The organism is Bacillus sp. CGMCC 1.60114 (assembly GCF_042676365.1).
Taxonomy (GTDB): domain Bacteria; phylum Bacillota; class Bacilli; order Bacillales; family Bacillaceae_G; genus Bacillus_A; species Bacillus_A rhizoplanae_A.
In genome coordinates, this window is record NZ_JBHTHG010000005.1 from 121,954 (window position 1) to 138,787 (window position 16,834).

Sequence of the window (16,834 nt, forward strand, 5' to 3'; positions counted from 1 at the left end):
TCCACCTTTCTGTATCAATTTGTGAGTACAATAGAATATATGAAGATGAACTTGAGGACAGTATCATTAGATGGAAAAATTTAATTTTGTTTGTTCACAAAAATAATACGTGCTACAATGAAAACGAATTGGAACAGGGGAGCCCATACGGCTGAGAGGATGTAACAATGCATCGACCCTTAACCTGATCTGGATAATGCCAGCGTAGGGAGTTGTATCAAGAATCGTAGCATATGTTATTCTATGGTAACTTGAATATAAGGCTTTCCTGGCTTCATGACAGGAAAGCCTTTTCTTTTTTCGTGAAACTTATTTAATATAAGGAGGAATTTAGTATGTCACAGCAAGTTACGATTTCATTTTCAGTTGTACCACAAGCAAAGATGAAAGATGTATATTCAGTTGTAGATAAAGCGATTGAGGTTGTTCAGCAATCTGGTGTACGCTATGAAGTTGGTGCGATGGAAACAACGATGGAAGGGGAATTAGACGAACTTCTTGATATTATCAAACGTGCGCAGCAAGCTTGTATAGATGATGGAGCTGAAGAAGTCATTACTTCTATTAAAATTCATTATCGTCCAAGCACAGGTGTAACGATTGATGAAAAAGTGTGGAAGTATCGTGAAGAACATGAAAAAACAGAAACGATCTAACATAACGATTACAATGGTTTGGCTTCTTTTTCTCGTTGCAATATGGGAAGGGGCTGTGTCAGTATTTCATATTGAACCGTGGATTTTACCGAAGCCTTCTGCGATTGTAAGTGAACTTATACAAATGAAAGATTTACTACTTCCGAATACAATGCAGACGCTGCAAGAAGTTTTAATCGGATTATTTTTTGCGATTGTACTTGGAACGAGCATTGCAATTATTATGGACGTTATTCCGTTGTTCCGTGTTTTAATTAATCCATTATTGGTGATTTCACAAACGATCCCGATTGTCGTACTAGCACCTTTATTTATTATTTGGTTTGGCTATGGAATGCTGCCAAAAGTAATAGTTGTTATTCTTGTATGCTTCTTCCCAATTGCGCTTAGCATTTTAGAGGGTTTTCAAACGGTAGATAAAACGATGCTGAAATTACTTCAAACGATGCGAGCAAGCAAATGGCAAGTATATCAAAAGGTGAAATTTCCGGCAGTATTGCCATACTTTTTTTCAGGATTAAAAATTGCCGTTACATATAGCGTAATGGGGGCCATTATTGGGGAATGGCTTGGTGCAAGTGAAGGGCTAGGTGTTATGCTGACAAGGGCAACGAAATCTTTTTTAACAGCTCGTGTGTTTGGAATAGCTGCCGTTATTGTTGGTGTAACGTTACTGTTGTATTTTATTGTTGAATTGGTGGCAAGACTAACAGCACCATGGATTTACAGGAAGGATGAGGAAAAATGAAAAAAGGGTTAAAAATGTTATTAGCAGCTTCTTTACTATTTTCATTCGCAGGTTGCTCAGCAGAAAAGAAAGCGGAGAGTAAAGAGAAGAAAGTAAAAGTGGTATTGGACTGGTTCCCAAATACAAATCATACTGGTTTATATGTAGCAAAGACGAAAGATTACTATAAAAAACAAGGATTAGATGTAGAAATTATTCAGCCAGGTGATAATACTTCTGCTGAACAAATGGTTGCATCCGGAAAAGCTGATTTTGGTGTGAGCTATCAAGAAAACGTAACAATAGCACGTGAACAAGACGTTCCAGTTGTATCAATTGGTGCAATTATTCAACATAATACATCTGCGTTTGCATCTCTAAAAAAAGATAATATAACATCACCAAAGGCGTTTGAAGGAAAAAGGTATGGCGGCTGGGGTGGACCAGCGGAAGAAGCTACGTTAAAAACAATTATGGCTAAGCAACAAGCAGACTATAGTAAAGTGCAGAATGTTGTACTTGGACAAACTGATTTCTTTAAATCTATTGGCCGTGATGCTGATTTTGAGTGGATCTATTATGGCTGGGACGGTATTGAGGCAAAGAGAAAAGGTATTGAATTAAATACAATTATGTTAAAGGATTTAGATCCAGCATTAGATTATTATAGTCCTGTTATTATTACAAGTGAAAAACATGCAAAACAAGATAAAGACTTTGTGAAGAAATTTATGAAAGCAACAACAGATGGTTATAACTTTGCAATTAAGGAACCGAAAGAAGCAGCGGATATTTTAATTAAAGATGTACCTGATATTAATAAAGAGTTAGTACAAGAAAGTCAAAAATGGTTAAGTACGAAATATCAAGATGATGCGAAAGCGTGGGGAGTACAGAAGGAAGAGGTATGGAGCAATTATATGAATTTCTTATATGACAATAAAGTTATTAAAAAGAAAATCGATGTGAAAGCTGCCTTTACAAACGAATTCCTTCCAAGCGAAAAATGAGCGGATTACAAGTAAAAGACGTTACGAAAACATTTGACGGGAAAACAGTACTAGAGCACATGAACGTCTCAATTCGGGATGGAGAATTTGTTTCCTTTGTTGGGCCAAGTGGTTGCGGAAAAAGTACATTATTAAACATTATTGCTGGAATTGAACGAGCGAATGAAGGAGATGTACTTTACGAAAATCAATCCGTTATGAACCGGGAGATTGTCAGCTATATGCCGCAGCAAGATCTTCTGCTTCCGTGGCGTTCTGCGCTTCATAATATTGTGTTACCTTTAGAAATTGAAGGACAATCAAAAAGAAAAAGGTTAGAAGCTGGTATGGATGCGCTAAGGCAATTTGGACTTGATGAATATGCAAATCATTATCCTGATGCTTTATCTGGTGGAATGCGGCAACGTGTTAGTTTTTTACGTACGTATTTATGTGATAAACCAATTATGCTGCTTGATGAGCCCTTTGGGAAATTAGATGCATTTACAAAAATGGAAGTGCATAGCTGGTTATTAGAATCATGGCAAAAAGGGAAGCAAACCATCATTATGGTTACGCATGATTTAGATGAAGCTATTTTGTTATCAGATCGTGTCTTCATTATGTCGCAGCAACCATCAACAATTGTTGGAGAAGTCAAAGTGAACTTGCCACGACCTAGAACAATGGACATGTTAACGTCAGTAGAATTAAAGGAAGATAAAACAGAGATATTGAAAATATTAGCTCCTTATATAAGGAAATAGATGAAAAAACTCTTAACAAATCTAATTTGTTAAGAGTTTTTTCTTTTGCGTGCGGGAACAAAAAGAAAAATGAAGAATATGATATAAGAGATTTGTTTATACTATTATTATGAGAAAATAATGATTCCAAAAGGAGTGAAAGGATAAGATGACTTTATCAACTGTTCTTCAAATGGTTTTGGCTTGATAAGGGAGAAGTATGCCCAATTTTTGATTAAAAGCCGACCGGAAGACAGTAGATAAAGAACCTTATTCCTTTTTTACGATAATAAATTGTAATGGGTAAGGTGTGTTCGCCTTACCTATTTTTATGTTCAGCTAATTGAATATTGTTTTTATCATGCTGTTCTCTCGTTTGGCTTTGTACATGAAGCGAAAAGGAGAGAGTAAAATGAGTATGTTATCAGTTGAAAATGTTACCCATATGTACGGGGATAAAATAATCTTTCAAAATATTTGTTTTCGCTTACTTCGAGGTGAGCGCGTTGGCCTTGTAGGGAGCAACGGAGCAGGAAAATCCACATTACTGCGTATATTAGCAGGAGAGTTACTTCCTGATGCAGGAACGATTGAATGGTTTCCTCATATAAATATCGGTTTTTTACAGCAACATATTGATTTACAAGCTGGAACAACCATTATGAAATATTTACAAACAGCCTTTGCCCACTTGTATGATATCGAGGATAATATGCGACAAGTAGCCGAGAAAATGGCAACAGCAGAAGATAACCTTGAGCAATTGTTAGTACAATACGGAGAGTTACAAAGTATACTAGAGCATTCTAATTTTTATCATATTGATGCAAAAATAGAAGAAGTTGCTGCGGGGTTAGGGATTTTAGCACTTGGTATGGATCGTGAAGTGGAAAAATTAAGCGGCGGCCAACGAACAAAATTATTATTAGGAAAATTATTATTAGAAGAGCCGCATGTTTTACTGCTTGATGAACCAACAAACTATCTCGATAATGTGCACATTGAGTGGCTTACAGGGTATTTAAAAAATTACAAACATGCTTACATTGTGGTTTCGCATGATGAAAGATTTTTAAATGAAATTACTAATGTAATTTATCATTTAGAACATAAAGGAATAAAACGTTATACAGGTAATTATCAAACGTTTGTAAAAAACTATGAACAAAATAAACAGCAATTACAGGTGGCGTATGATAGGCAGCAAAAAGAAATTGGAAAGTTAAAGGATTTTATTCAAAAGAATAAAATTCGTAAAGCGAAACAAGCAAAAAGCCGTGAAAAAGTATTGGAAAAGATAAACCAAATTGGAAAACCACCTTCTGCATTGCAGCCGCGTTTTATGTTTCATGTTCACTGTGATCCTGTGAGCCGGATTTTAGAGACAAAGGATATGCAAATTGGCTACACAGAGCCTTTATTCCCGCCAATTGATTTACAGGTAAAACGCGGTGAAAAAATTGCCATTGTTGGCTATAACGGTATTGGGAAAACAACAATGTTAAAAACATTACTGGGACATTTGCAGCCTTTAAGCGGTATTGTGAAAATAGGAGAGCGAGTAAATCCAGCTTATTTTGCACAAGAAGAATTTGCTTCAGAACAAACACCGCTTGAGGAAATATGGTCCCTAAGGCCTGATATGACTCAAAAGGAAATTCGGCAAGCCCTAGCAAGGTGTGGTTTAACAGAAGAACAGATTAGGCAGCGGCTTTGCACATTAAGTGGTGGAGAACAAACGAAAGTACGTCTATGTGAATTGATGTTAACAGAAAGCAATATACTCGTTTTAGATGAACCGACTAATCATTTAGATGTTCGAGCAAAGGCAGCACTTAAGGAAGCTCTCATGCAATATGAAGGAACCGTACTACTGGTTTCTCATGAACCAGATTTTTATGAAGAATGGGTGACACAAGTTTGGAAAGTACAAGAATGGTGTGAAAGCTTAAAATAAAGTAAGGTTTTCATAAGTGTGGGGAATTCTCTATCCCACACTTATTTTCTTTGTTTCTCTCTGAATATTGAGGTGGGGGTCTTCTGCCCGTTTATGTAGGATAAAAGTTTTTTTGTAAACGCTTTAACTGTTTTTCCAATATTTGTTGTATGATATAGACAAACATTATTTTAATTAACAGGTATTGACTGGGGATGTTTCTGTTTTTTGAGCTACTATTAAATCTAGAGAAAAGTAGTAGTTTTGATTAGTATATTAATAGCCAATGCTTTAATATATTGTATGAAAATTTAGGATGAGGAGAATTTAGAAACATGAATCGAAAAATTGCAGCTCTATGTGTAGCTACTAGTTTATTAGTATCTCCAATAAATAGTTTCGTACAGGCAGAAGGAGTGAAAGTAGATCAAACACCTACTGTACAGCAAGAAGGTAGCTCCACAATAAAAACAAACGATACGAGTAAACAAGAAAATACTACTGGAACAGTAGTAGAGAAGGCACAAAATGAAAAAGTTGTTGAGAACAAGAATGATGTGCAGCAAGAGCAAAGCGTATCAGAAGAAGATAAATCTTTAAAACAGCAGACTACATCGACTCAATCTGAACAAGCAACAAATGAAGCAACTGAAGAAATTCAAAAAAACCAAGTAGAAGCTTCTAACTCTCAAGAGCAAGTTAAGAATGGGTGGATTCAAGAGAATAACAATTGGTATTATTATACAAATAACGAAATGGCAACAGGCTGGAAGGATATTGACAATAAACGATATTATTTTCATCCAGAAACAGGAGTGCGCCAAGTAGGATGGATTAAGGATCAAAATACATGGTATTACTTAAATAAAAATGATGGAGCAATGGCAACAGGCTGGATAAAAGATGGAGATACACGGTATTACTTAAATAGCAACGGAGCAATGGCAACAGGCTGGATAAAAGACGGAAGTACATGGTATTACTTAAATAGCAACGGGGAAACGGCAACGGGTTGGATAAAAGACGGAAGTACATGGTATTACTTAAATAGCGAAGGAGCAATGGCAACAGGGTGGGTAAAAGACGGAAATACGTGGTATTACTTGCAGAACAACGGAACAATGGAAACAGGCTGGATAAAAGATGGAAGTACGTGGTATTACTTGCAGAACAGCGGTGCAATGGCAACAGGCTGGATAAAAGATGGAAGTACATGGTATTACTTGCAGAACAGCGGTGCAATGGCAACAGGTTGGGCAAAAGATGGAGATACATGGTATTACCTACATAATAGCGGAGCGATGGCAGTTGGTTGGTTAAAGTACGGAGATAATTGGTTTTATTTAGCGAGTAATGGCGCTATGCAAACAGGCTGGTTATGGAATGGCGGGAAATGGTATTACTTACAGAACACCGGTGCAATGGCTACCGGCTGGATATGGGATAACGGAAAATGGTATTACTTATATGCAGATGGGGTTATGAAAACAGGTTATGCATATTTAGATGCACCGCAAATCTTTCAAAATCCTGAATTGAAGAATGGCTGTGAAGTAGTTTCTATGACAATGATGTTGCAGTATCACGGTTATAATGTGAATAAAATGACACTTGCGATGCAATTGCCAGTAGATCGGACACCAATTCAAACAGGAATGAACGGCCAAATCTATATATGGGGAGATCCTGCAGTTGGTTTTGTTGGTGATGTAACAGGTGCTTCTAGAGGATATTCCATTGATCCGGCACCATTAAAAACTGTATTAGATCGTTATACAAACACTGGTATTGATTTAACTGGTTCTGACTTCTCTAGAATTGAGCGTTTATTAGAAGAAGGAAAACCGGTTGTGACATGGATTACAGCATCTTTTTCATATCCTGTAGCACCAAAAACATGGACAACTTTATCAGGGAAAGTTATAAAAGCAGATTTTGATATGCATGCAGTGTTAGTGGTTGGATACGATGATAACTATGTGTACTTCAATGATCCCCTTCGAAGAGGTAAGGGAGCGAAGGTAAGTAAATCAAGTTTTATTAATAGTTATAATTACATGGGGAAAAAAGCTTTAAGTATGAATTAATTTTTGACATAAAATGTAGAAAAGAACTTTAATACATCCGAGGATGTGATGGTATGGATATCTTTTCAATTATTGCTGAAGAACGCATTCGTCAAGCAATGGAAAAAGGTGATTTTGAAGATCTTCCAGGGAAAGGAAAGCCTCTTGAATTAGAAGATTTGTCAATGATACCAGAAGAACTTCGTATAAGCTATAAAGTCTTAAAAAATGCTGGTATGATTCCTGAAGAAATGCAGTTACAAAAAGATATGTTAAAAATTGAGGATCTAATTGCTTGCTGTCACGATGGTATGAAACGAGAACGATTGCAAGAAGAATTAACAGCAAAGTCACTTCGTTTTCAGCAAGTTATGGAAAGACGCAAGTTAAAAGAAACAGCAGCATTTGGTATATATCGTAAAAAGATATTTCAAAAATTTATGTAAGAGGGATTCGTATGAAACAATTTTCAAATGTAGAAGAATTAGCAGCATATATTGAGCAACAACCATTATGTCTATTATTTATTAAAACTGCGGATTGTGGTGTATGTGACGTTATGCTTGAAAAAATAATGCGATTACTCGAAGTGTATCCTAATGTGGAAAAAATTGTTATTTCATTAGAGGACATGAGGGAAATCTCAGCGAAATATTTAGTGTTGACTGCACCAACCGTTTTACTATTTTATGGTGGAAAAGAAATAGTTCGAGAATCTCGTTTCATTTCTTTGGAGAATATAGATCGTATTCTACAAATGGTTGAATAGTGAAAGGGGGATTTAGAATGGAAATATTAGTAGGCACTGTGCTTTTTATTGTATTGTTTTGGATTATTGTAAAAGTAGTTGCATCTAGTGAAAGAAAGCGGGCACAAAAACAATATAGGTCTGATGCAACGGATAGTACATATACTGCTACACCATTTTTTTTCGCAGGACCTAGTGAGAGTTCAGGAGATTGCGATAGTTCTTTTGGTGGAGATGGCGGAGATGGTGGAAGTTGTGGTGGCGATTGAAGTGAATATGGAAATGCGTCTGAAAGGGCGCATTTCTTATTTTGAGATTTAAACAAACGTTTGATTAGTTGGGGTAAAGTCTTGTGAAATGTATTAAACAAACGTTTGATTAATAAGGGAATTAGTATTACCTAATAAAGATAAAAAGATATAAAGAGGGAATATAGAATGGAAAAAAAGCCGAAAGTAAAAAATAAAGGGAAGATGATTGCATTTGCTTTAGTAGGGGTAGGCATTATTTTATTTAAGGTCGCGTTAAAAATAGGGAAACTGTATGCGATTCATAATTGGATTGACAAGATGTTTTCTTAAATAGGGGTCACCTTACATACCCATCAACTTAAGAAATTGGTTGTTCCCCAAAACGCAAAAAATTCACTAAATTCTCATAAATAACTGTTGTAGTGATATAAAATTTTTGTTTTGGGGATACTTCAAAATATTAGCTTGATGGACATGGGGCGGCACCCCAATATGCTTGGATTAAAATCATTGCAAACAGCTAAAAAAGTGATTGCTGGAATAGAAGTTATGCATATAATCAAAAAAGGACAAACTCCCCAAGGTGAGAAGTTTGTCCAAAAATAGATATATCTTATCCATGATTTCTTTGGTTGAACAACATAAAATTCAATTCCGCTAGGAAACTTTGCACCAGAACCAACAATGGTGAATTAGAATAATGATCTAATACTTGCTAGGACAGTAAGTATACCTATAATAATAACAAATACATTGCTCGCTTTCCCTTTGTATTTAGCTAGTACTGGTACTTTATGGATCGCATACATTGGTAATAGACATAAGATAGCAGCAACTAACGGACCGCTAAGGGCATCAATGATTCCAAGAATACTTGGATTTGCATAAGCAACATACCAGCATGTTAATACGACAAAAGTAAGGATCATTGTCTTAACTGTTTTTTCTCCCATATTTTTCCCGCGTTTTTTACCGACCTTGATAATCATGTCACGCATTACCTCATATGCTCCTATATAATGGCCAAGGAAGGACTTTGTTATAGCCGTAAAAGCAATAAGAGGAGCTGCAATAGTGATCACAGGCGAATTAAGCTCATTAGCAAGATATGATAGAATTGATAAGTTCTCTTCTTTTGCCTTTATAAGATCAGCTGGAGTTAAACTCAATGTGCTGCTCCAAACAAAGAACATAACAACAGCGAATGTCATGATATAACAAGCTTTTTGTATTTGAGCACATTTGGCATCAGTAGCTTCTATTCCATAGGTAGCTCTCTGTTTCATAACAAATGATGAAATCATAGGCGAATGATTGAACGAGAATACTATGATTGGTAGTATCATCAATATCGTTCCAAAATATCCTGTGCCTGTTGAAGCATTAGAAACACTTGAAAAACTAAGCATTGACGTATTCCATTTTGGAATTAAAGATATTGCGATAAAAAGTAGAGAAGCTATGAAAGGATATACTAGCATGCTCATTATCTTTACAGTGATATCTTGACCAAAATTTAGTATAGCTATAAGACCGAGTACTAATACAAGCGATAAAATGGCCCTTGGAGGCTCCGCCATGTGCAATTGATTCACGATAAAACTACTTGCAGTATTTGTAAGTGCAACCGAGTACATCAGCACGATCGTATAAATTGAGACGAAATATACGATGTTAAAAGTTATACCTGCCTTATTTCCGAAATACTCTCTTATTGTACCTGTAATCCCCTCATCAGCAGAATTGGAAGCGTATATCATTTTAGCAAGCGCCCTATGTGAGTAATACATAACAGGAAATGCAAGTATGGTAATTAGCAGTAATGATAATAAACCACCTGAACCTGCATTAATAGGTAAAAAGAGTACTCCTGCTCCAATTGCTGTTCCAAAAAGGCTCAATGCCCAGGTAGTATCCTGTTTATGCCACTTTTTAGGGTCTGGATATTTCTCATTTTTTACTGCAGTATTTTCAGCTTGAAATTCCATTTTTTTTGCAGTATTCCCATTCATATAATAATTCCTCCTTGTATCTTATTCTTACGTCTCTTTTTAAGGCTTAGGAATATTGGCTCAATCACATCAAAACAATTTTTGTATTTAACAACTAAGCCCCCATAATTTATTGTTTTTAACTGCAGTTGAATCTAAGTTATTAGAATGTCCAATTCAAAATATGTTCCGGCTTTTATTTTTTACAATTACATTTGTTCCAAAAATCAGAACATAAGATTCGGATGGTAACGCTTCCACTTTATGTTAAATAAAATTCTCTTTCTGACTACAAAAGGAAGGGTATCAGTATGTCCAATTTTAGAAGTTTTGCACCAGAACTTGGTTTGATATTTTCTCTGCAGGTAATAGATTATCTCCTGACGCCCTCATTATAGCTTGCATATTTATGAGTTGTAATATTTTTTTATTTTTAGAAAGATTGAATAAACAGAATTTTGAATGGATAATAAATTACACTTGGCATGTAGCGATTGTGTTCATTGTTTGAATCTGTATTAGTTAGTAGAAAGAAAATAATAATACAGTTTTCCTTTGATTAACACATCGATTATATTGGAAGACCATTACAAAGATATTTATACTTTCCTTTGTTGAAACATCTTATTTTAGACGGGAAAACTGTTATAATAAATGATTCATGCAGATTTAAAGAAATAAATGAAAAAAATATAAAATCCCTTCAGTATATTTATTATCAATCTTGAATTTATATTCATTTTTCAGAAAAAAGGAACTTCTTTTTGTATAAATCTTGGACATACTGATATGTATATCAGTATACCTTAATTTTATAGTAGTATATTTTAGTGATAATGGCTCTTAATATACAGACATCCTTAGGAGAACAATAGAGAGTAGAATTGTTAACCATTTCATAATATTTCCAATAACCGTTTATTTATTTAATTGTTTCTCTCCAAAGATTTTACTTTTAATGGCAATCCCTGTAAGTGTGGCTGCAATTCCGCCTAAACCGGTCTCTCTTAATTCGCGAGGCATCTGTCTTCCAACTCTATACATCGCTTCAATAACTTCGTCAGCATTGATGATATTGTTTACGCCTGCTAATGCGATGTCCGCTGCTGCTAAAGCATTTGCCGTTCCAATGGCGTTTCTCTTTACACAAGGAATTTCTACCAAACCAGCGACCGGATCACAAACTAAACCGAGTAAATTTTGTAATGCGGTTGAGAAAGCTTCAGAAGATTGCTGTGGCGTTCCTCCGGCAGCTTCTACCGCTGCTGCAGCCGCCATTGCTGAGGCACTGCCTACTTCAGCTTGACATCCTCCGTACGCTCCGGAAATACAAGCATTATTTGCGACTATCATTCCAAATAAAGATGAAGTGAATAGAAAATGGACCATATCTTCATGACTTAACTGCAACGTATCTTTAATACTAAATAGGACTCCCGGGATTGTCCCACTCGCACCTGCTGTTGGAGTTGCACAAATAGCCCCTAATGAAGCGTTTACTTCATTAACACCGATAGCACTTTGAATCCCTAGCACCATCAAATCTCCAGAAAGAGTTTTTCCATTTTCTCGATATTTTTTTATTTTAACAGCATCACCCCCGGTTAAACCGGTCGGAGAAAATACCCCGTTGCCCTCAATACTTTTATTTATGGCATTTTCCATAGTTGTTAAATTTTTTTCCATTTTACTCCAAACTTCTTCGTAAGAAGTTTTAGTTTGTTCGATTTCCTGTTCGATTGCTAATTCATAAATTGGCTTTTGCCTTTTATTAGCTGCATCTACAATTTCCTTTATGGTCATATACATATTTTTTCACCCCTTAATGTAACTAAAGAATAATGATATTAGCTATACTGCTTAAACTTCCCAATTCCTTCTGAACATCACTAGGCAATAGCGAATCCAAGGCGAATGCATATAAATATTTTCCGTTTTCTTCTAAACTATGAAAGTTGTTAATTTCCACATCATATTGTTTAAAGATCTTGCGTAAGACAAATTCAAAGTCAGCTCTTTCGGAAATCGCAATAATAACTGGCAATGGCCCCTGCAGATCTAAGCTAAATCCGTCAATTTCAACATGTTTGACTTCAATTAATCCGCCGCCGACCGAAATACCCATCGTTCTAATACTTCGACTTTCATCCTCTAAATATACATCTGCCGTATTTGGATGACCAGCAGGACTATCACCTGCTTTTTCAATAAAGGTAATGTCAATCCCTTTAGATTCTGCCATTTTAATAGCATCTGGCACTTTGCTGTCATCGGCAGCGAATCCTAATATCCCAGCAATAATTGCAAAATCAGTTCCGTGTCCTTTATGGGTTTCAGCAAATGATTCATAATACCTTACCACGACTTTTTTTGGAAGGCCTTGAAATAATTTATTGGCAACTGTTCCAATAGCTAAAGCACCTGCAGTATGTGAGCTTGAAGGACCTATCATTACCGGTCCAACCACATCAAAACAACTTTTGTATTTAACAACCTTTTTTTCTTTAATAGATGCTACATTCATGTTCATATAAGCACCCCCATAATTTATTATTTTTAATTGCAGTTGAATCTAAGTTATTAGAATGACCAATGTTAATAAAATAAGATTTGTATGATAGCGCTTCCATTTTTGTGTTGAATAAATTCCCCTTCTGATCACACACCTTTCTTAGAGTAATCGTATCAGTATGTCCAATTTTAGAAGATTACTTGCAAGGTCTTTAGAACTTTTGCACCAGAACTAGGTTTGATATTTTCTCCGGAGGTAATAGATTATCTCTCGACGCCCTCATTATAACTTGTATATTTATGAGTTTAATATTTTTTTATTTTCAGAAAGATTGAATAAACAGAATTTTGAATGGATAATAAATTACACTTGGCATATAGCAATTGTGTCCATTGTCTGAAGCTGTATTAGTTAGTAGAAAAGCAAAAATAACACAGAGTTATTTTTTATTAACACATTGATTATATTGGAAAACTGTTATAAAGGTACCTATATTTTCCTTTGTTGAAACATCTTATTTTAGACGGGAAAACTGTTATAATAAATAATTCATGCAGATGTAAAGGAATAAATGAAAGAAATATAAAATCCCATTAGGATATTTATTATTAATTTTGAATTTATATTCATTTTTCAGAAAAAAGGAACTTCTTTTTTGTAAATCCTGTGTACATACTGATATTATTACTTTACAAAAGGTGTGTGATTAGTATGGAAAAAGAACAGTTATTTAGGTTCTGGTGTAAAAAAGAGAATAAAATGCATATATCCCTAACAGAATTGTATCTTATGCTATAAGGCCCAGTACCAGCGTTCTTGCAACCAGGGGCAAAGTAGCAATTAAGTGCGGAAAGTTAGTCCTATATGTTGACCCCAAGTACGGTGGAGGATATTGAAGGAAGCGACTTCCCTTATTACAGTGTTTAGTGTAGCAGGTGTACTTGTCGTAATTGCTGTCTTGCCGATACTCAAAATGAAGATGACAGAAAAACAAGAAATGCAGAAAGTAAATCAATTATAAAAAAACTCTCCCACTAGCATAAGTTGGGAGAGATTTTTTTTTTACAATATTTCTGATTTTGGAGAAGGTGGTGTTACAGAAGCAGAAGAGCTCTCTGGTACACGTGTTAAAATAAATCCACCAATAATAAATAATATGATAATACTTAACACACCAACATTTGTTTTGCCTGTCATCTGCGTTGTGACACCGACGAGAACAGGACCCATAATGGCAGCGAATTTACCAAATATGTTATAGAATCCAAAGAATTCGTTTGCGGATTCTTTCGGAATGAGCTTCGCAAAATAAGAGCGGCTTAACGCTTGTATACCACCTTGTGAAGTGGCAACGAGCATCGCTAAAATCCAGAAATCTAGTGTTGTTTTTAGGAAATATGCGTACGTGCAAATAATAATATAAATAATAATACCAACATATAGCATTTTCTTTCCGGTAAATGTTTCAGATAACTTGCCATATAACAATGCAAACGGACAGGCAACGATTTGCGTAACGAATAAAATAATTAATAAATTTGTTGCACTAATCCCAAGGTCTGTTCCATATGCTGTTGACATTGTAATAATTGTGTCGACTCCATCAATATAGAAGAAATAGGCAAGAAGGAAGAAAAAAACTGTTCGATATTGACGGATATTTTTAAATGTATAAGCAAGGCGTTTAAAGCTTGTCACAACAGGATGTGGATCACGTTCAATAAAATAACGTTGCTCAACATTTTTTAACATAGGGATTGTAAAGAGTCCCCACCAAAGTGCTGTAATTGCGAATGAAATTTGGCTTGCCACGCCGACTGATAATGGGATGATACTTTTTTGTGAAAGAATAATAAGAGCCATGCAGCCGATGAATGGAATCGTGCTCCCGATATAGCCAAGGGCAAAGCCGCGTGTTGAAATACGGTTCATTCGGTCCTCTGTCGTCACATCTATTAAAAACGCATCGTAAAAAATATTTGCTCCTGCAAATCCAATTAAAGCGAGCATATAACAGCCAAGTAAGAGAATCCACTGCGAAGTTGGTACTACTGCCAACATACCTGTAAAAATAATGCCTAATAGGAAAAAGAATGTGAAGAAACGTTTCTTAAATCCTTTATAATCAGCAATTGTACCAAGAATTGGAGCAAGTATAGACACCATAAGTGTCGCAAAGGAATTTGCATATCCCCAATATGCAGTTGATGTTGTACCTGCAAGTCCAGCTTCTTTAGCGGCTGCTTTAAAGTAGATTGGAAATACAGCAGTTGTAATAACAAGTGAATACACTGAGTTTGCCCAGTCATATAATATCCAGCTTTTTTCCTGCCTGGACATTTTTTTCATATATGTTCCTCCCTCAATTAATTTAATGTTATTGTACAAAAAGGCGTTTGTAAAAAAGAGAAATGAACTGAATATTTACATGTTTTTTACACAACTTTACAATTGCAATAACTCTTCTATAACAGTGCCATCTGTTTCACCAAGATGTAATCCAAGCAATCTTGCAATTGTAGGACCTTCATCAATAAGTCGCATGTGCGGAATGATGGCGCCTTGACGAATTCCTTTACCGGCTGCCATGAAAATAGTTTCGTAATTTGGTTTTGATGGAGAATAACCATGTGTACCAAACGTATATTTTTTACTAGAGGTAACATCTTCTCTTGTAATCTCTCTTATCAAGTCACCGGTATGATTTTCTAAAAAGTAATACCCTTCTCGCGCTTCAAGCATAAAGAGGCAATTTCCGTCAGCACCCAAATCTTTTGCTTCCTCATCAGTTAATAGAAATTCAATTCCGTTTTGTTCATCTTGTATGATTTCTTGCAGTAAACGGTGTAAACTTCCAATTGTTTCTGTATCATTTTTATCTTTTACGTATACATATGCTGAACCGTCACAGCTTTGACAATAAGCTTTCCAATTCGTTACTTCCCCTTTTTTATTCACAGTAAGGAACCCTTTTTCACGCAATAGGGCATTTAATTGAATGGCCTTATGCTCATCTAATGCGCTATGATCCCCTAGTGCAATGATGGTTGTTTCTTCGTACATACCGCTTTCTTTTAACGCCTCAACAATTGCACCTAGACGTTTGTCGTGGCGATGAATAGCTGCTACTATTTCTTCAGAAGAAAATCCATGATAATGGCGCTGTGTATCTAAGTCAGTGAAATGAACAAACATAAGATTTGGCTTTTTCGTTTGAATCGTGTGCACCGCAGAAGCAAGTACAAAATCATCTAGCTCCGGTTGTGACAGACCATTCCGAATGTGACCAAAACGCTGATTTAATTCTAGTTGATACAATGGACTCCCACTGAATAAGGAGACGAGCACTTGATTTTGCCATGGACGATTTGGAAAAATTTCTGGCATGTTGTAGTCAATTTTTGCTTTTCCTGTTACGGGCCATAGAAGTGCAGCTGTTTTTAAGTTTGCTTTTCGCGCTTCATCATAAAGGGTTGTTCCTTTAATAGAACGGCGGTACCAGTGCCAGTCTGGTGATTCTTTCCCGGGTTGTAGCAGTGTATTGTTCACAACCCCATGCTTCACGGGATAATTTCCCGTCACAATTGTTGCATGACTTGGATATGTAACAGATGGATAAATACTTTCAACTTTTTCAGCGTATGCACCACGTTTTAGTAAAGAACGGAAGTGGGGAAGGTTTTGTAATATAGGAAAATCTAAAGCTGATAAACAGTCAAATGATAAAACAATAACATGTTTTGTTGCAGGTTTGTTCATAGAAAATACCTCCATAAATTTCTAAAACATATTTTTATATATTACTATAGTACTTAGTAATATAAACTTATCCTTAGAAAAAAGTATTTTAAGAATTTTCAGACCCCTTAACGTATAATATATTTAGGGAGGGAGGGGGATGGAAATTTTTCTTATAAGTAGTATTGTTACGACGGTTGTTGTTTTTCTAATTTCATTCATGTTACAAAAAAATTTTCCGAAGCGTTCGTTTGACATTATCTTTGGACTTATTGTGATTATAATTTGTTTCGTTTGTTTTTTACTTACATTGTTTTTTATTGGTGGTTGGGAAGGCATGGGATATGGTTTCTTATGCTTCTTTATATTAATTGGAACAATTATTGGAATGTTAATTCATCAAATAGTAAAATTTTTTTCGAGATAGATATATATAATACAAGTATAAAACAAAATAAAATGAAAAGAATATAT

General features: G+C 35.4%; 17 protein-coding genes, 1 pseudogene and 1 riboswitch. Of the genes and pseudogenes, 13 read left to right on the plus strand and 5 right to left on the minus strand.

Annotated features, from left to right (window positions below; translation table 11 throughout):
- The first annotated feature begins 125 nt into the window (after window positions 1-125).
- Window positions 126-228, plus strand: a riboswitch (TPP riboswitch).
- Between the two features lie 107 nt (window positions 229-335).
- From ACFQZ1_RS02840 to ACFQZ1_RS02890, 11 genes and pseudogenes are all read left to right on the plus strand, one after another.
- On the plus strand, window positions 336-656 hold the full coding sequence (locus ACFQZ1_RS02840) for an MTH1187 family thiamine-binding protein (RefSeq protein ID WP_098309120.1): 321 nt from the start codon (window positions 336-338) through the stop codon (window positions 654-656).
- Window positions 604-1,404 (plus strand): ABC transporter permease, encoded by an 801-nt coding sequence (locus ACFQZ1_RS02845; protein ID WP_377880589.1) that lies wholly within the window; start codon window positions 604-606, stop codon window positions 1,402-1,404. Before ACFQZ1_RS02840 ends, ACFQZ1_RS02845 begins: the two co-directional genes overlap by 53 nt.
- Entirely contained in the window at window positions 1,401-2,393 is a 993-nt protein-coding gene (locus ACFQZ1_RS02850; RefSeq protein ID WP_377880590.1) for an ABC transporter substrate-binding protein, read from the plus strand. Before ACFQZ1_RS02845 ends, ACFQZ1_RS02850 begins: the two co-directional genes overlap by 4 nt.
- Window positions 2,390-3,139, plus strand: coding sequence for an ABC transporter ATP-binding protein (locus ACFQZ1_RS02855; protein WP_377880591.1), 750 nt, complete (start codon window positions 2,390-2,392; stop codon window positions 3,137-3,139). The genes ACFQZ1_RS02850 and ACFQZ1_RS02855 overlap by 4 nt, the downstream gene beginning before the upstream one ends.
- A 391-nt stretch (window positions 3,140-3,530) precedes the next feature.
- Window positions 3,531-5,075 (plus strand): ABC-F family ATP-binding cassette domain-containing protein, encoded by a 1,545-nt coding sequence (locus tag ACFQZ1_RS02860; RefSeq protein ID WP_377880592.1) that lies wholly within the window; start codon window positions 3,531-3,533, stop codon window positions 5,073-5,075.
- Between the two features lie 314 nt (window positions 5,076-5,389).
- On the plus strand, window positions 5,390-7,141 hold the full coding sequence (locus tag ACFQZ1_RS02865) for a C39 family peptidase (protein WP_377880593.1): 1,752 nt from the start codon (window positions 5,390-5,392) through the stop codon (window positions 7,139-7,141).
- Between the two features lie 53 nt (window positions 7,142-7,194).
- Window positions 7,195-7,566: a DnaJ family domain-containing protein gene (locus ACFQZ1_RS02870; RefSeq protein WP_377880594.1), complete on the plus strand. Its 372-nt coding sequence runs from the start codon at window positions 7,195-7,197 to the stop codon at window positions 7,564-7,566.
- An 11-nt stretch (window positions 7,567-7,577) separates the two neighbouring features.
- The gene (locus ACFQZ1_RS02875) at window positions 7,578-7,889 is read left to right on the plus strand and encodes a thioredoxin family protein (protein ID WP_377880595.1); all 312 of its coding nucleotides are present in this window, start codon (window positions 7,578-7,580) and stop codon (window positions 7,887-7,889) included.
- A gap of 17 nt (window positions 7,890-7,906) precedes the next feature.
- Window positions 7,907-8,137 carry a hypothetical protein gene (locus tag ACFQZ1_RS02880; protein ID WP_377880596.1) on the plus strand — a complete coding sequence of 77 codons (231 nt, stop codon included), beginning with the start codon at window positions 7,907-7,909 and terminating at the stop codon, window positions 8,135-8,137.
- A 168-nt stretch (window positions 8,138-8,305) separates the two neighbouring features.
- On the plus strand, window positions 8,306-8,449 hold the full coding sequence (locus ACFQZ1_RS02885; RefSeq protein ID WP_253628482.1) for a histidine kinase: 144 nt from the start codon (window positions 8,306-8,308) through the stop codon (window positions 8,447-8,449).
- A 159-nt stretch (window positions 8,450-8,608) separates the two neighbouring features.
- A pseudogene (locus tag ACFQZ1_RS02890) lies at window positions 8,609-8,725 on the plus strand (IS6 family transposase); the annotation flags it as partial.
- A gap of 86 nt (window positions 8,726-8,811) precedes the next feature.
- Here the strand turns inward: ACFQZ1_RS02890 and ACFQZ1_RS02895 are convergent.
- The 3 genes from ACFQZ1_RS02895 to sdaAB all read right to left on the minus strand — a co-directional run bounded on the left by ACFQZ1_RS02895 (window position 8,812) and on the right by sdaAB (window position 12,640).
- Window positions 8,812-10,131, minus strand: a complete 1,320-nt coding sequence (locus tag ACFQZ1_RS02895; RefSeq protein WP_377880597.1) for an amino acid permease — start codon at window positions 10,129-10,131, stop codon at window positions 8,812-8,814.
- Between the two features lie 897 nt (window positions 10,132-11,028).
- Window positions 11,029-11,919 (minus strand): L-serine ammonia-lyase, iron-sulfur-dependent, subunit alpha, encoded by an 891-nt coding sequence (sdaAA, locus tag ACFQZ1_RS02900; protein ID WP_377880598.1) that lies wholly within the window; start codon window positions 11,917-11,919, stop codon window positions 11,029-11,031.
- A 22-nt stretch (window positions 11,920-11,941) separates the two neighbouring features.
- Window positions 11,942-12,640 (minus strand): L-serine ammonia-lyase, iron-sulfur-dependent subunit beta, encoded by a 699-nt coding sequence (gene sdaAB, locus ACFQZ1_RS02905; RefSeq protein WP_377880600.1) that lies wholly within the window; start codon window positions 12,638-12,640, stop codon window positions 11,942-11,944.
- Between the two features lie 874 nt (window positions 12,641-13,514).
- Between sdaAB and ACFQZ1_RS02910 the strand changes: the two genes are divergently transcribed.
- Window positions 13,515-13,643 carry a hypothetical protein gene (locus ACFQZ1_RS02910; protein WP_377880601.1) on the plus strand — a complete coding sequence of 43 codons (129 nt, stop codon included), beginning with the start codon at window positions 13,515-13,517 and terminating at the stop codon, window positions 13,641-13,643.
- A 41-nt stretch (window positions 13,644-13,684) separates the two neighbouring features.
- On the opposite strand, the gene ACFQZ1_RS02915 is transcribed toward ACFQZ1_RS02910, so the two are convergent.
- Together ACFQZ1_RS02915 and ACFQZ1_RS02920 are read right to left on the minus strand one after the other, a co-directional pair.
- Entirely contained in the window at window positions 13,685-14,971 is a 1,287-nt protein-coding gene (locus ACFQZ1_RS02915; RefSeq protein ID WP_377880602.1) for an MFS transporter, read from the minus strand.
- Between the two features lie 96 nt (window positions 14,972-15,067).
- Window positions 15,068-16,381 (minus strand): alkaline phosphatase family protein, encoded by a 1,314-nt coding sequence (locus tag ACFQZ1_RS02920; RefSeq protein WP_377880603.1) that lies wholly within the window; start codon window positions 16,379-16,381, stop codon window positions 15,068-15,070.
- A 139-nt stretch (window positions 16,382-16,520) separates the two neighbouring features.
- Here ACFQZ1_RS02920 and ACFQZ1_RS02925 point away from each other — a divergent pair, with 139 nt between their 5' ends.
- Window positions 16,521-16,787: a YesK-like family protein gene (locus ACFQZ1_RS02925; protein WP_377880604.1), complete on the plus strand. Its 267-nt coding sequence runs from the start codon at window positions 16,521-16,523 to the stop codon at window positions 16,785-16,787.
- The last annotated feature ends 47 nt before the right edge of the window (window positions 16,788-16,834 follow it).

Bases quoted from the DNA above. Each gene is read 5' to 3' on its own strand.
- ACFQZ1_RS02840 (WP_098309120.1), top strand. From the start codon at position 336: ATGTCACAGCAAGTTACGATTTCATTTTCAGTTGTACCACAAGCAAAG.
- ACFQZ1_RS02845 (WP_377880589.1), top strand. From the start codon at position 604: ATGAAAAAGTGTGGAAGTATCGTGAAGAACATGAAAAAACAGAAACGA.
- ACFQZ1_RS02850 (WP_377880590.1), top strand. From the start codon at position 1,401: ATGAAAAAAGGGTTAAAAATGTTATTAGCAGCTTCTTTACTATTTTCA.
- ACFQZ1_RS02855 (WP_377880591.1), top strand. From the start codon at position 2,390: ATGAGCGGATTACAAGTAAAAGACGTTACGAAAACATTTGACGGGAAA.
- ACFQZ1_RS02860 (WP_377880592.1), top strand. From the start codon at position 3,531: ATGAGTATGTTATCAGTTGAAAATGTTACCCATATGTACGGGGATAAA.
- ACFQZ1_RS02865 (WP_377880593.1), top strand. From the start codon at position 5,390: ATGAATCGAAAAATTGCAGCTCTATGTGTAGCTACTAGTTTATTAGTA.
- ACFQZ1_RS02870 (WP_377880594.1), top strand. From the start codon at position 7,195: ATGGATATCTTTTCAATTATTGCTGAAGAACGCATTCGTCAAGCAATG.
- ACFQZ1_RS02875 (WP_377880595.1), top strand. From the start codon at position 7,578: ATGAAACAATTTTCAAATGTAGAAGAATTAGCAGCATATATTGAGCAA.
- ACFQZ1_RS02880 (WP_377880596.1), top strand. From the start codon at position 7,907: ATGGAAATATTAGTAGGCACTGTGCTTTTTATTGTATTGTTTTGGATT.
- ACFQZ1_RS02885 (WP_253628482.1), top strand. From the start codon at position 8,306: ATGGAAAAAAAGCCGAAAGTAAAAAATAAAGGGAAGATGATTGCATTT.
- ACFQZ1_RS02895 (WP_377880597.1), bottom strand. From the start codon at position 10,131: ATGAATGGGAATACTGCAAAAAAAATGGAATTTCAAGCTGAAAATACT.
- sdaAA (WP_377880598.1), bottom strand. From the start codon at position 11,919: ATGTATATGACCATAAAGGAAATTGTAGATGCAGCTAATAAAAGGCAA.
- sdaAB (WP_377880600.1), bottom strand. From the start codon at position 12,640: ATGAACATGAATGTAGCATCTATTAAAGAAAAAAAGGTTGTTAAATAC.
- ACFQZ1_RS02915 (WP_377880602.1), bottom strand. From the start codon at position 14,971: ATGAAAAAAATGTCCAGGCAGGAAAAAAGCTGGATATTATATGACTGG.
- ACFQZ1_RS02920 (WP_377880603.1), bottom strand. From the start codon at position 16,381: ATGAACAAACCTGCAACAAAACATGTTATTGTTTTATCATTTGACTGT.
- ACFQZ1_RS02925 (WP_377880604.1), top strand. From the start codon at position 16,521: ATGGAAATTTTTCTTATAAGTAGTATTGTTACGACGGTTGTTGTTTTT.